The following is a 14,176-nucleotide window of genomic DNA, read 5'->3' on the forward strand; positions in this document are numbered from 1 at the left end:
TGCTAGTCACTTCCTGCGCTCGAGGCGAGCGCGTTGGCGCCGCCGACGATCTCGCTGATTTCCTGGGTGATCTGGGCCTGGCGAGCCTGGTTGGCCTGACGGCTCAACGTGTTCACCAGTTCGTTTGCGTTGTCCGTCGCGGCCTTCATAGCGGTACGACGGGCTGCCGACTCCGATGCCGCAGCATCGAGAAGCGACGAGAAGATACGCGTGCTGACGTACTTCGGCAGAAGTGCGCCGAGCAGTTTCTCCGGCTCGGGCTCGAAGCTGAAGTCAGCGACGGGACCGGTGGAGTGGTCGTCGTCGTGACCGTTGGTCAGCATGTCGTCGCCGAGTTCGATGCGCTCTTCGGACACGGACACCTCGAGGGGAGCCATACGGCGAACCTCGGGGGTCTGGGTCAGCATCGACACAAAGCGGGTGTAGACGATATGGAGTTCGTCGACGCCCTCGATGGTGCCTTCGCCGTTCGGAGCGTCGACCTGGTTGCCCGAACCTGCCATGAAGAGCTCCACCAGGTGGCGGCTGGCCTTCGCGGCATCCGAGTAACCCGGATCCTGCGAGAAGCCCGTCCACGCAGCACCGATGTCGCGGCCACGGAAGGTGTAGTAACCGAGTCCCTTGGAACCGAGCACGTAGACAACCGGCTCCTTGCCCTCGGTGCGGAGCAGAGCCATGAGCTCTTCTGCCTGCTTGAGGACGTTGGAGTTGTAGCCACCACACATGCCGCGGTCACTGGTGACAACGAGCACCGCAGCCCGCTTGGGCTCCGGACGCTCGTTGAGCAGCGGGTGATCGAGCGAAGCAGACGCACTCGCCAATTCGGTGAGTACCTTCGTGATCTCCTCGGCATACGGCTTGGATGCGGCGACGCGAATCTGAGCCTTCGTGATACGCGAAGTCGCGATCAGTTCCTGTGCTTTGGTGATCTTCTTGGTCGAGTTGACCGACTTGATACGGGACCGCAATTCGAGAATGCTTGCCATCGATCAATCACTCTCCCTTCGGAATTCGCAGTGTCATGGGCGCGTGCGTCACTTGCTGACGGTCTTGCGCTTGACGTTGATCTGCTCGTTCGCGACCTCGTCTGCGCCCAGAGCGTCGGCCTCGGCTTCGTTCACGACCCGGCTTCCGTCGGATGCGATGAAGCCTTCCTTGAACTTGTCGGTTGCAGCGATCAGCGCAGCAGCGTTGTCGGCATCGAGTGCCTTACCGCCGTTGATGCTGGAGTAAACGCCTGCAGCCGAGTGCTTGAGGTCTTCGAGCAGTTCCTTCTCGAAGCGACGGACGTCGCCGATCGGGACGCTGTCGAAGGTGCCTTCGCCGGCGAGGTAGATCGAGATGATCTGGTCTTCGACGGGGATCGGGCTGTACTGATCCTGCTTGAGCAGCTCGACCAGACGGGCACCGCGCTCGAGCTGAGCCTTGGAGGCAGCGTCGAGATCGGATGCGAAGGCGGAGAACGCTTCGAGCTCACGGAACTGAGCCAGTTCCAGACGCAGCGAACCGGAAACCTTCTTCATGCCCTTGGTCTGTGCAGCGCCACCGACGCGGGAGACCGAGATACCGACGTTGATCGCGGGGCGAACGCCCTTGTTGAACAGGTCGGACTCGAGGAAGACCTGGCCGTCGGTGATGGAAATGACGTTGGTCGGGATGTATGCCGAGACGTCGTTTGCCTTGGTCTCGATGATCGGCAGAGCCGTCAGCGAGCCGCCACCGAGTGCGTCGGACAGCTTCGCCGAACGCTCCAGCAGACGGGAGTGCAAGTAGAAGACGTCACCGGGGTATGCCTCACGTCCCGGCGGGCGACGCAGCAGCAGCGAGATGGCGCGGTACGCCTCTGCCTGCTTGGTCAGGTCGTCGAACACGACCAGAACGTGCTTGCCCTGGTACATCCAGTGCTGGCCGATGGCCGAGCCGGTGTACGGTGCGAGCCACTTGAAGCCTGCGGAATCAGAAGCCGGAGCAGCAACGATGGTGGTGTACTCCATCGCGCCCTTCTCCTCGAGGGCAGCCTTGACGCCCGCGATGGTGGAGCCCTTCTGACCGATGGCAACGTAGATGCAGCGAACCTGCTTGTTGACATCGCCGGAATCCCAGTTGGCCTTCTGGTTCAGGATCGCGTCGATGCAGACCGCGGTCTTGCCGGTCTTGCGGTCGCCGATGATGAGCTGGCGCTGGCCGCGGCCGATCGGGGTCATGGCGTCGATAGCCTTGATACCGGTCTGGAGCGGCTCTTCGACCGGCTGGCGCTCGAGCACCGAAGCGGCCTGCAGTTCGAGTGCACGGTTTTCGGTGCTCTCGATCTCGCCGAGGCCGTCGATGGGAGCACCCAACGGGTCGATGACGCGGCCGAGGAAAGCGTCGCCGACGGGAACCGACAGAACGTCGCCCGTGCGCTTTACTTCCTGGCCTTCTTGAATGTTCTGGTAGTCACCCAGGATGACTGCACCGATTTCGGTGGCATCCAGGTTGAGCGCGACGCCGACGATTCCACCGGGGAACTCCAACAGCTCGTTGGACATAGCCGAAGGCAGGCCAGAGACGTGCGCAATGCCGTCACTGGTGTCGGTCACTGTGCCGACCTCCTCACGGGAGGCCTCCGGGGAGTAGCTCGCGGTGTAGTTGTCGATCGCGCTACGGATCTCGTCGGAGGAGATCGTCAGCTCCGCCATGTTTTTCCTGCTCTCGGTATCTGGTCTTCGAAAAGATCTGGAGTGTGTGTTCGGCTGAAGGACTATTTGAGGTTCTTCCGCAGTGCTGCGAGTCGTCCCGCTGCACTACCGTCGATGACCTCGTCGCCCACCCGGACGACCAAGCCGCTGAGAAGTGCGGGATCGATCTCGACGTGCACGGTTACCGGCTTCCCGTAGGTGCGGGTAAGTGTGCTCGTCAAACGATCAGTCTGCTCCGCACTCAACGCCGAAGCGCTGCGCACGTGGGCAACAGCGGTATCACGCTGCGCGGCGGCAAGATTCGACAGCTGGTCGAAAGTGTCTGCGGGTGCAGACTTCAACCGGCCGACGGCCTGTCCGGCAAGTGCCTCGGTGACCGCGGTGACCTTGCCGTAGAGCAGGCGCGAAAGGAACTCACGCTTGCGGGCTGCGGGAACCGACAGATCCGAGAGCGTCTGCTCCAGGCTGGGATCCCCTGCCACGATGCGGCCGAGACGGAACAGCTCGTCCTCGACGGTGTCCAACTGGCCCTGATCGGCTGCGGCGCGAAGCAGAGCTTCGCGGCCGAGCAGTTCGAGCGAGTTGACCAAGTCGCGGCCCGCTGACCAATCCTGGCCTGCAGCTGCTTTCACGGTTGCCAGCGCTTCCGCGCCGACCTTTCCGGAGAACAACTGCTCAGCCAAGCCCTGGCGACCAGCGACCGGTGCCGAAGCGTCAGCCAGCGCGCTGCGAAGAGCGCGCTGGCCGTCAAGTACCTCGACCACCGAGAAGAGCTCGGACCCAGCCTGCGCAGCGGCCGCGGTAGCGGCACCTGCAGAGACTGCGCCCAGGGCGCTGCTCAGCGCAGAACGCGTCTGCGCCAAGGATTCACGGCTCGCTGCGTACATGTTGCTCACTTCCTGGCTGAATCAGCGCTGACGGCGTCGAGCTCGTTGAGGAATCGATCAACCGTTCCGGCACGCTTCACGTCGTCGGCGAGGGACTCTCCGATGACCTTCTCGGCCAGGTCTACAGCGGTCTTGCCGAGATCCGAGCGGAGCTCAGCGACGATCTGCTGACGCTGGGCGACGAGCTGGCTGTGGCCTGCGGCCACGATGCGATCGCTCTCCTCCTGCGCCTGAACCTTCATGTCAGCAATGATCTGCTGACCCTGGGTGCGCGCTTCCTCACGGATCTGCGCGGCCTCGGTGCGAGCTTCGGCAAGCTGCGCGCGGTACTGCTCTAGCGCGTCCTTTGCCTCGGCCTGTGCCTCTTCGGCCTTCTTGATCCCGCCCTCGATCTGCTCGGTGCGATCGGCAAGGACCTTCTGGAACATCGGAAGTACGAACTTCCAGAAGACAAAACCGACAACGACGAGGCAGACGATGGACCATACGATGTCGTACGTCGCGGGCACGAGAGGGTTGTGAGTCTCACCCTCAGCGGCCGCGAGCAGAGTAATGGTGGCTGCCATGTCGGTCTCTTAGAAAATGAAGCCGGCGACGAGGCCGATCAGCGCGAGGGCCTCGGTGAATGCAATACCGAGGAACATGGTGGTACGAACCTGTCCGGCCATCTCGGGCTGGCGAACCATGCCCTCGATTGCCTTACCGACAACGATGCCGATACCGATGCCGGGGCCGATTGCCGCGAGGCCGTAGCCGATGGCGCCATAACCCTTGTTGGTGATGGTCTGCTCGGCAACTTCCTGTGCCAGGTAAGCGACGCTCATGGTGTTCCATTCCCTTTCAGTTGACCTTCGCCGGTGTCGACGAAAGGCTCAGTTCTTGGTGTAGCTGAAATGTGGTGTGGTCAGTGATCTTCGGCGTGCAAGGCGAGGTCGATGTAGACCGCGGCCAGCAGAGAGAAAACGTAGGCCTGCAGCACGATCACCAGGATTTCGAAGAAGGTGAAGGCGATAGCCGCGGCCAGGGAGGCAACACCGAAGAGTGCCTGGAAGCCGCCGTTGAGGACAAAGAAGTTCGTTGCTCCGAGGAACAGCACCAGCAGGATGTGGCCGGCCAACATGTTGGCCATAAGACGAACCATCAACGTGAAGGGGCGCAGGACGAACGTCGAGATGAACTCGATCGGGATCAGCAGGAAGTGCAGGGCAGTCGGAACGCCGGGCACAACGATGCTGCTCTTCACGTACTTGAAGAAGCCGTACTTCTTGATGCCCACGTAGTTGAAGACGATGTATGCGAGTGCCGCGAGAACCAACGGCATACCGATACGCGCGTTCGGTGAGATGTTCAAGAAGGGGATGATCGCGGAGACGTTGTTGGCGATGACGACGAAGAAGATCGTGGCAATGACGGGCAGGAATCGCTTGCCCTGTTCCTTACCGAGAACGTCTTCAGCGATCTGCACGCGAACGAAGTCCAACGCGATCTCGGCTACGTTCTGCACACCACGCGGAATCAACCGCGGGCTGCGCATCGCAATTGCGAAGAACGCTGCTACCAACACCGACATCAGAATGCGGATGAGCATCAGTCGGTCGAGCTCGAACGGACCCGCGTGAATCAGTACTGATTCGGGGAAAAAATCGTCTAGTGACGGCGCGTGGAACTCCACGGCGGCCAGGGTGGTGACGCTCAGCGTTCTCTCCCGTAGTCGGTCCGCAGCCATCATTGACTGCGGTTCGATCGGACATTGACGATCTACAAGTCGACAAGTTCGACTCGCGCATTCGTCAGTTGCTGGAGAACCCTCGCGGGGGTCTGGCTTCTGTCGGTGTCGGCGACTCTCGTCGACTCAGTGGCCCAGAATATCGGCCACCTGCGAGCACATGGCATCGTCGGCTGAGGGTTACCTAGCCTGCCTTTGCTCTCGCTTGACGCTGACCCTACCAAGTCATCTACGACATTGTGTAGATGGGGTACCTGAAGGGGCGGTTCGTTACGATTTGTAGTACTACTCTTCGTCGTTGACCGGGGCGCTCGGGGTGGGGTCCACGTACGGCGTCTTGGTTCCGAGAACACCGTATGTTTCCGCCCCGAGGACGATAACCAACGCAAATACCATGACCAGTACCAACGACGTCTTGTCATAGAAGTCGAGCGGTTTCAGAATCGCGAGCACCACAATTGCCAGGATCATCTTGAGCAACCAGGTCCCGAGAAGAACTGCACCAGCGGTCAGGGCCGGCAGTTTCGACGTGAGAAGAACACCCAGTGCGGTGAAGAGAATGAACCCACCGCCGACGGCGGCGCCGAGAAGCGCGCCGTACAGGCCTTCCTTACCGCCGATCAGCCACCCGAGCAGGGAACCGACAATGGTCAGCACAACCAGTCCGATCACGCCCCACTTCACTGCGGAGCGCATTGCTGCGGTCGAATCGGGAATGGGCTGCGATGCCGGCACTGATTGCGGGGTGTTCGTCACGATGCTCAAGGGTAATGGATCGGAAAAGTTCCCTACCCTCGCTCCTGCCGGCGATCGCGCAGTGACGGGATCGCCGTGAACAGGAATGCCGCAAGTAACCCGGCCGCCACGAGGACAACAACCAACTGTCGATCCAGCAGCGAAGATCCCACAGCGCCGAAGGCAAGAACCCCCACCCACGAGTAGATGACCAGCACAACTCGGCGATGGGTGTGACCGATCTGCAGCAACCGGTGATGCAGATGCATCTTGTCCGGACTGAACGGACTCACACCTGCCCTCGTGCGGCGGATGACCGCAAGCAGCATGTCCAGCATGGGGATGAACATCACAGCACTGACCAGCAGCAACGGCGCGAGGAGACCGACAAGATCGCGCGTGCCGTAGGCCGTCAGCGGAATCCGGCCGGACGCGGACGTCGAAATCGCGGCAAGCATGAGTCCGATCAGCATGGATCCGGAATCACCCATGAATATCCGTGCCGGATTGAAATTGTGCGGCAGAAATCCGAGGCACGCTCCGGCGAGAGCAGCGGCGATCATCGCCGGCGGGTACACGCTGACATCACCGCCCTGATCGTGCAGGAGTCCGATCGAGAAGAGGAGGATCGCGACCGCGGCAATAAGGCCGAGTCCCGCCGCCAGACCGTCGAGACCGTCGACGAAATTCATGGCGTTGATAGTTGCGACGGCAACGGCAACCGTGAACAGGCCCGATTGGATCTGGTCGAGAATGATGGTCGATCCGCCGTCACCGAACGGGTTGTAGATGATGAACCAACTGACGCCCATCACCACCATGATTCCTGCAGCAGTCACCTGACCGACGAACTTCGTGAGGGCGTCGAGTCCCCACTTGTCGTCGATGATCCCCACCAGGACTATGACACCGCCGGACACCAGCGCCGCTTGAACGTCATGACTGTCGAACTCGAATCCTCGTGTCAGAGCAGGCAATTGCTGCGCGAAGAGTAGCCCGGCAGCCAAACCCACATACATTCCGACACCACCGAGACGAGGCGTCGGCTGAACGTGGACGTCACGGTCGCGCGGTATCGCCACCGCTCCGAAGCGAATGGCCAGGATCCGCACTGCGCCGGTAGCCAGATAGGTGACCACAGCAGCGGTGCACAGAACCAGCAGGAGTTCTCGGATCGGTACGCCCGTTCCCCCGCTGGACTGCGCAAGGATTTCGGTGGCCTGGTGCGTCGTGATCACTGGGGAGAATCACCCGTGTTCTGGCGGGCACCGACCATCGTTACGAAACTCCCTCTACAAGGCTTTCCGGCGTGGTGCCCAACACGTCTGCGATATCTTCCGCCGACACGGCGCCGACTCGCAGAATACGGGGCGAGTCGCCGGTCAGATCCACGATCGTCGACGCCACCGCGTGTGCTGCCGGTCCGCCGTCGAGGTAGACGCTGGCCGAGCCGCCTAGCTGATCGCGAGCCTCGTCGACCGTGGTGGCCGGTGGACGTCCGGAGATGTTGGCGCTCGAGACGGCAAGCGGTCCGACGTCGCGCAGCAATTCCAATGCGACGGGGTGCAACGGCATGCGAAGCATGACCGTTCCCCGCGTATCGCCGAGATCCCAGGCCAGTGAGGGTGCTTGTTCGACAACCAGACTCAGCCCGCCCGGCCAGAATGCGCGAACGAGATCGCGTGCCTGCGGACGGACGCTGTAGACGAGTCCGTCGATGGTGTTCCAGGATCCGACCAGAACGGGAACCGGCATGTCCCGGCCGCGCCCCTTGGCACGGAGGAGGCTCGTGACGGCCTCGCTGTCGAACGCATCAGCAGCCAATCCGTACAACGTGTCTGTCGGAAGGACAACCAAGCGGCCGGCTTTGAGTGCATTCTTAGCGGCAGCTAGACCTGCCGTACGGGTATCAATTTCACTACAGTCGTAAACGGTGCTCACTGGACCATCCTGTCACTCGGCATTCCGTGGTCTCGCTCACGCTGGGCTTCCACGTCGGTGGCGACGCGTCTCGCGACAACAAAACGGGGGCGACCGGCCAGGTCCGGATGCTGCTCCACTTCGCCGAACACCCGTCGACCGGAGAACAGTGCCGCGACGCCGTCGCCGTTGGTGTCGTCGTGCTCGATCCCGGCGGCGCCGCCGATCCGCAGCCAGCGTGCGATGTTGCTGATCATGGGTTTGATGACGGACAAACCGTCCGGACCACCGAAGAGAGCCGTGTGCGGGTCGTAATCCATGACCTCGGGCTGCAGCTGCGCCCCTTCGGGAATGTACGGCGGGTTGGAGACGACGAGGTCGACTTTGCCTTCGAGAGCCTGCAGCAGATTGCGATCGGTGACATCACCTTGATGAAGATGAATCGGGGTATCCCCCGCTGTTTCACGGTCCGCGGCGTTGCGACGCGCCCACGCCAGCGCGGCGGGCTCTTTCTCCACGGCATGTACCACAGCGTCCGGCCTTGCCTCGGCGATGGACAGCGCAAGCACGCCCGAGCCGGTGCACAGGTCCAGGACAACCGGAGGCCTACTGCCGCATCCTTCGAGGAACGAGAGTGCCCAGCCCATCAGCAACTCGGTTTCGGGCCGCGGGATGAACACACCCGGACCGACGGCAACGTCGATATTGCCCATCGACGCGCTGCCGATGATGTGCTGCAACGGGATTCGCTTCGCGCGCTGCGCCACCATGCCGTTGAACGCCTCGATCACCTCGGGGTCGACCAACGGAATCAGGCCTAGGCGGGTGCGCTCTACCCCGAGCAGATGCGACGCCAGCAGTTCGACATCATTACGTGGGCTGGGTACGCCGGCCGCGTCGAGCTCTTTGGCTGCCTCGATCAGCGCCAAACGGAGTGGGAGTCTGCTCACGCGTACAGCCTGCCACGCCTGAGAAATTCACGAGTTGTCATGTCGCCCGCCTATTCGGCTGCGAGGCGGGCCTCGCGGTCCGCCTTGCCCAGTGCGTCGAGGAGCGGATCAAGCTCTCCGTCGAGAACGGCGTCGAGGTTGTGCGACTTGAATCCGATGCGGTGATCGGTGATGCGGTTCTCGGGAAAGTTGTAGGTGCGGATACGTTCCGAGCGGTCGACGGTCCTGACCTGGCTCTGGCGTCCGGCGGAAGCTTCCGCGTCTGCGGCTTCCTCCGCGACAACCTGCAGACGAGCGGCCAGCACCTGCATGGCGCGGGCCTTGTTCTGAAGCTGCGAGCGTTCGTTCTGGCACGTGACCACAATTCCGGTGGGCAGGTGAGTAATTCGCACCGCGGAGTCGGTGGTGTTGACGCCTTGGCCACCCTTGCCGGACGAGCGGTAGACGTCAATGCGCAGGTCACCCTCGTCGATCTGAACCTGTTCGACCTCTTCGGGTTCCGGGTACACCAGGACACCGGCGGCGGAAGTATGCACACGTCCCTGCGATTCGGTGACGGGCACGCGCTGGACGCGGTGAACGCCGCCCTCGAACTTGAGTCGTGCCCATACGCCGTCTGGGGTATCGGACTTACTCTTGATCGAAATGGTTGCTTCTTTGTATCCACCGAGATCGGAGACCGTCGCATCCAGGATTTCGACGCGCCAGCCGTGACGTTCCGCGTAGCGGACGTACATGCGGGCCAGGTCGGAAGCAAAGAGTGCCGACTCCTCGCCGCCTTCACCCGACTTCACTTCGAGGACGATGTCGTCACCGTCGTGGGGATCACGCGGGGCAAGTTGATCGGTCAGCGTCTGCTCGAGCTGTGCGACCTCGGCCTCGAGGTCCGGAATCTCCGCGGCAAAGCTGGAATCGTCGGCAGCGAGTTCACGCGCGGCTTCCAGATCGTCCTGCGCAGCAGTGAGCTTGTTGTACGTCGACATGATGGGCGAGAGCTCGGCGAACCGCTTTCCGACACGGCGGGCGGCCGTCGGGTCGTTGTGCAGCGCCGGGTCGGACATCTGCGCTTCGAGACCGGCATGTTCTGCCAGGATGTCGTCGATGGCCGAGGGCTTGGTTGCGCCTGCCATGGTTCGCTCCGCTCTGAGTTTTCGTTTCCTACGGTGCGCGCTTAAAGATAATTCGACGCTACTACCCGGGAAACGCGCAAAACCGAGTGCAGGCACAAAAAAGCCGACGCCCGATCCGCAATTGCAGATCGGGCGTCGGCGGAACAGCTAGTCTTCGGTCTGAACCTTGCTGTCTGCGCGCTTGCCGTAGCGAGCCTCGAAGCGAGCAACGCGTCCACCGGTGTCGAGAATCTTCTGCTTGCCCGTGTAGAAGGGATGGCACTGCGAGCAAACCTCGACGTTGATGCGTCCGGACTCTTTGGTGCTGTGAGTCTCGAACGTGTTACCGCAACCGCAAACGACGGTGGTCGCTACGTAGGTTGGGTGGATTCCTGCCTTCATGGTGTCCCTTTCAATGGTCGCCGGGTCGACGTCGCCAATCGACATCGTGAACCGGAACCGGACTCGGCCGTTCAGTATGCCAGACGTGGTGGTAGAGCCGGTAATCCGCGTCTGAACTTTCTGAAGGAAGTGGGCTGTACGAATTCCATAACGCACTCCCCCGTCAGTTTGTTCCACAGACGCGAAAAACCCCACAGCCAAATCGGCTGTGGGGTTCTTCTTTCGTGACCGAAGATCAGTCGTCGATTGCGCCCGGTGCGGTCTTGGAGACCTGCATCAGGAACTCGAGGTTGTTCTTGCTCTTCTTCAGACGGTCGATCAGCAGATCGATGGCCTGATGCGAGTCCAGCCCGGACAGCACACGACGCAGCTTGTGCAGCACAGCGGCTTCGTCGGGGCTCAGGAGCAGCTCGTCCTTACGCGTACCGGACGGGTTGACGTCCACAGCCGGGAACACACGACGTTCGGCGATCTTGCGATCGAGCTTGAGCTCGGCGTTGCCGGTGCCCTTGAACTCTTCGAAGATCACGGTGTCGCCGGTGGATCCGGTCTCGACCATCGCGGTAGCGATGATGGTGAGCGAGCCACCGTGCTCGATGTTGCGGGCAGCACCGAGGAAACGCTTCGGCGGGTACAGAGCCGTGGAGTCGACACCACCGGAGAGGATGCGTCCCGACGCGGGCGACGAGTTGTTGTACGCACGACCCAATCGAGTGATCGAGTCGAGCAGAACCACGACGTCCTTACCCATTTCCACGAGACGCTTTGCGCGCTCGATGGCGAGCTCGGCGACCGAGGTGTGGTCTCCCGGCGGGCGGTCGAAGGTCGAGGAGATAACCTCGCCCTTCACGCTGCGCTGCATGTCGGTCACTTCCTCGGGACGCTCGTCCACGAGGACGACCATGAGGTAGCACTCCGGGTTGTTGGTCGCGATGGCGTTGGCGATCGCCTGCAACACGCTGGTCTTACCGGCCTTGGGCGGGCTCACGATCAGGGCGCGCTGGCCCTTACCGATGGGCATCACCAGGTCGATGACACGCGTCGTCAGAATGTTCTGCTCGGTCTCGAGACGCAGACGCTGGTTCGGGTAGAGCGGCGTGAGCTTGTTGAACTCGGGACGCTTCTTCGCAGCCTCGACATCACCACCGTTGACGGTGTCGATACGCACCAGCGGGTTGAACTTCTGACGCTGATTGCTCTGGTCGCCGTCACGGGAGACCCGGACAGCACCGGTGATGGCGTCGCCGCGGCGCAGACCGTTCTTGCGGATCAGGTTCATGGAGACGTAGACGTCGTTGGGTCCGGCGAGGTATCCCGACGTACGCACGAACGCGTAGTTGTCGAGTACGTCGAGGATGCCGGCTACCGGCTGCAGGACGTCGTCCTCGCGGATCTCGGTCTCGCGTGACTCGCTGGGTGCACCGCCCTCGCCGCGTTCGCGGCCACGGCCACGACGCTCACGGAAGCGGCGTCCGCGACGTCCGCGGCCACCCTCTTCGTCGTCGTCCGGACCGTTGTTGCGGTTGTCAGTGCGCGGGCCGGCGTTGTTCTGGCCGGCATTGCTCTGATTTCCGCGATCCTGACGGTCTTGACGATCCTGGTTACCGCGCTGGCCCTGGTTGTCGCGCTGACCCTGGTTGTCGCGCTGACCCTGGTTGTCGCGGTTGTTGCGCTCGCGGCGGGGACGCTCGGTGGTCTGCTCGGCAGAGCCGGACTGATCGGAATCGGTCCGGGTCTCGGCGCGCTCGTTCTGCTTACGCTCGACTGGTGCTTCACTTGCCGGTGCTACAGCGGCCGGTGCCGACTCCTGCTCGATGTTCAGCTCGCCCTGGTCGGGTGAACCGGCGCGACGTGCAGCGCCGCGACGCTGACGGCCACGACGAGGGGCTCCCGTCTCGGCTTCTTCGGACGTGTCGGTACGCGTGGCTGGTGCTGCTGCGGCGGGCTCGGCTGCGGGAGCTTCGACAGGAGCCGGAGCTTCGGCAGTTTCGGTGCGCGCGGCGCGGGTGCTCTTGGCGCGTGTGCGGGTAACCGGTGCGTCGTCGAGCGTGAGTTCACTCTGAGCGGGTGCCGCCTTGGCGCTGCCGCCCTGACGTTCCTTGATCGCGGCGATCAAGTCGCCCTTGCGCATCCCGGAAGTGCCCTTGATGCCCAGTTCACCGGCAAGACTGCGCAGTTCGGTGAGCACCATGCCGGAGAGCCCGGCGCCACGACGTGCGTCGGCACGCTTCGTGGAGGTCGCCACCGCACCGCTGGGTGCTGAAGATGACGCCTGAGAATTGTCGCCTGACTGCGCCCCAGCGGAATTCGCCTTGGGTGCAGTGGTGGCGATGAGGTCCGTATCGGTCACGGAGGTCCTTTCCTTCCCTCACTTGCGCGGCGCAGAGTCGAGGGTTCGTCCCGAAGTTTCGATTGATTACCGAACTCGGAGGTGCCGTACTTAGTTGCATGTCGAGAGTTGCATGTCAAGAACTACCGGCTTGCCCGTCATCAACATGGCCGTCGGAAACCGGTGCTCGAACCGCCCCTGTTTCAAACCGACATGCTGTCGCACACCTGCCGCGACTGACGAAACATCGACGGATTGTGCCGTCGAGGATTCAGACCTTCCCGAGAAGGTACAAGTGCGAGGATCACGTCAAGGATTGTGGACCCCAATTCCCGACTGGGTAGGAGTTTGGCCCCTTGATGATGCACCGGCGACTGACGCGCACGATGTACGGACATTGCCAGGATAGCGCCGATCCACGAGTCCGGCAAGATTATCCGAAACCCGCGTGTGTCACTTCACTTCCCTGGCAACCGGGCGGGAGCCAACTCAGTCCAGGGTCGGACGAACCTCGACACCGGAAGCAATCTCGAGTTCGAGAACTCGGAGACCGTCGGCTCGCGCCGCCTCAGCCAACTGCTCGGGCAACGGTTCCGTGCTCAGCGCGAGCACGGTGGGGCCTGCGCCGGAAACGGTAGCCGCGATACCGGCCTCACGAAGAATCGAGATCCATCGTGTTGTCAACGGCAACGCGGGCGCGCGCTGGCTCTGATGCAGACGATCTTCGGTGGCTGCCATCAACAGATCCGGACGCGTCGTCAGGGCGACGACGGCCAGAGCGCTGCGGCTTGCATTGAACGACGCATCCTGGTGCGGAACCATCTCGGGCAGCAGTCCGCGGGTGTGCGCGGTGGAGGATCGTTCTTCCGGAACCAGTGCTACTGCACGGATATCGGGATGAACGTCGAGTTTTGCGGCCGAGTAGATCGGCTCGTCGCCATCAACGATGGACGGGCAACTCCACGACACCACTGCGCCGCCCAGGACACTCGCCGACGCATTGTCCGGGTGCCCTTCGAACTCGGAGGACAACTGGACCAACTGCTCGTCGGTGAGACCGATCTCGGCGTCGAGTGCACGGGCCAATCCGTTTGCGGCAGCAAGTCCGCCCACTGCCGCCGACGCGGACGAACCGAGCCCACGCGAATGCGGGATCACGTTGCGGCACAGCACATCCAGGCCACTGGCCCACACACCGGCAGCTTCGAGTCCGCGCTCGATGGCCCGAACGACCAGATGCGAAGGGCCCCAGGGCACGTCTGCGGCACCCTCACCTTCGACCTGGATATTCAGGCCGGAATCCGTTGTGGTGACCACGATTTCGTCGTACAGCCCCAGAGCCAAGCCGAGGGTGTCGAACCCCGGCCCCAAGTTTGCACTCGAGGCCGGGACGCGTGCGGTCACCGAAATACCGACAGGCAGGGTTCTGGTCATGTCAGA

General features: G+C 62.5%; 14 protein-coding genes. All 14 read right to left on the reverse strand.

Features of this window, described 5'->3' with window-relative positions:
* Window positions 1–2 precede the first annotated feature (2 nt).
* The 14 genes from KYT97_RS26715 to thrB all read right to left on the reverse strand — a co-directional run bounded on the left by KYT97_RS26715 (window position 3) and on the right by thrB (window position 14,170).
* The gene (locus KYT97_RS26715; protein WP_033236106.1) at window positions 3–986 is read right to left on the reverse strand and encodes a F0F1 ATP synthase subunit gamma; all 984 of its coding nucleotides are present in this window, start codon (window positions 984–986) and stop codon (window positions 3–5) included.
* A 48-nt stretch (window positions 987–1,034) separates the two neighbouring features.
* Window positions 1,035–2,678 carry a F0F1 ATP synthase subunit alpha gene (atpA, locus tag KYT97_RS26720; RefSeq protein ID WP_033236105.1) on the reverse strand — a complete coding sequence of 548 codons (1,644 nt, stop codon included), beginning with the start codon at window positions 2,676–2,678 and terminating at the stop codon, window positions 1,035–1,037.
* A 62-nt stretch (window positions 2,679–2,740) separates the two neighbouring features.
* Window positions 2,741–3,565: a F0F1 ATP synthase subunit delta gene (locus tag KYT97_RS26725; RefSeq protein WP_033236104.1), complete on the reverse strand. Its 825-nt coding sequence runs from the start codon at window positions 3,563–3,565 to the stop codon at window positions 2,741–2,743.
* A gap of 5 nt (window positions 3,566–3,570) precedes the next feature.
* The gene (locus KYT97_RS26730; RefSeq protein WP_033236103.1) at window positions 3,571–4,131 is read right to left on the reverse strand and encodes a F0F1 ATP synthase subunit B; all 561 of its coding nucleotides are present in this window, start codon (window positions 4,129–4,131) and stop codon (window positions 3,571–3,573) included.
* 9 nt (window positions 4,132–4,140) lie between these two features.
* Window positions 4,141–4,389, reverse strand: coding sequence for an ATP synthase F0 subunit C (locus KYT97_RS26735; RefSeq protein ID WP_033236102.1), 249 nt, complete (start codon window positions 4,387–4,389; stop codon window positions 4,141–4,143).
* Window positions 4,390–4,469: 80 nt separating this feature from the next.
* The gene (atpB, locus tag KYT97_RS26740; RefSeq protein ID WP_045071318.1) at window positions 4,470–5,294 is read right to left on the reverse strand and encodes a F0F1 ATP synthase subunit A; all 825 of its coding nucleotides are present in this window, start codon (window positions 5,292–5,294) and stop codon (window positions 4,470–4,472) included.
* Window positions 5,295–5,576: 282 nt separating this feature from the next.
* The gene (locus tag KYT97_RS26745; RefSeq protein ID WP_033236101.1) at window positions 5,577–6,056 is read right to left on the reverse strand and encodes a Cg1360 family ATP-synthase-associated protein; all 480 of its coding nucleotides are present in this window, start codon (window positions 6,054–6,056) and stop codon (window positions 5,577–5,579) included.
* A gap of 23 nt (window positions 6,057–6,079) precedes the next feature.
* The gene (locus KYT97_RS26750) at window positions 6,080–7,264 is read right to left on the reverse strand and encodes a glycosyltransferase family 4 protein (protein ID WP_033236100.1); all 1,185 of its coding nucleotides are present in this window, start codon (window positions 7,262–7,264) and stop codon (window positions 6,080–6,082) included.
* Between the two features lie 40 nt (window positions 7,265–7,304).
* The gene (locus KYT97_RS26755) at window positions 7,305–7,967 is read right to left on the reverse strand and encodes an L-threonylcarbamoyladenylate synthase (RefSeq protein WP_033236099.1); all 663 of its coding nucleotides are present in this window, start codon (window positions 7,965–7,967) and stop codon (window positions 7,305–7,307) included.
* Entirely contained in the window at window positions 7,964–8,896 is a 933-nt protein-coding gene (prmC, locus tag KYT97_RS26760) for a peptide chain release factor N(5)-glutamine methyltransferase (RefSeq protein WP_033236098.1), read from the reverse strand. The genes KYT97_RS26755 and prmC overlap by 4 nt, the downstream gene beginning before the upstream one ends.
* A 50-nt stretch (window positions 8,897–8,946) precedes the next feature.
* Window positions 8,947–10,026, reverse strand: a complete 1,080-nt coding sequence (gene prfA, locus KYT97_RS26765) for a peptide chain release factor 1 (protein WP_033236097.1) — start codon at window positions 10,024–10,026, stop codon at window positions 8,947–8,949.
* A gap of 147 nt (window positions 10,027–10,173) precedes the next feature.
* On the reverse strand, window positions 10,174–10,407 hold the full coding sequence (rpmE, locus tag KYT97_RS26770; RefSeq protein ID WP_033236138.1) for a 50S ribosomal protein L31: 234 nt from the start codon (window positions 10,405–10,407) through the stop codon (window positions 10,174–10,176).
* Between the two features lie 235 nt (window positions 10,408–10,642).
* Entirely contained in the window at window positions 10,643–12,757 is a 2,115-nt protein-coding gene (rho, locus tag KYT97_RS26775) for a transcription termination factor Rho (RefSeq protein WP_219111109.1), read from the reverse strand.
* A gap of 468 nt (window positions 12,758–13,225) precedes the next feature.
* Window positions 13,226–14,170 (reverse strand): homoserine kinase, encoded by a 945-nt coding sequence (gene thrB / locus KYT97_RS26780; protein WP_033236137.1) that lies wholly within the window; start codon window positions 14,168–14,170, stop codon window positions 13,226–13,228.
* Window positions 14,171–14,176 lie beyond the last annotated feature (6 nt).

The sequence above is a fragment of the Rhodococcus globerulus genome (assembly GCF_019334125.1).
Lineage (GTDB): Bacteria > Actinomycetota > Actinomycetes > Mycobacteriales > Mycobacteriaceae > Rhodococcus_F > Rhodococcus_F globerula.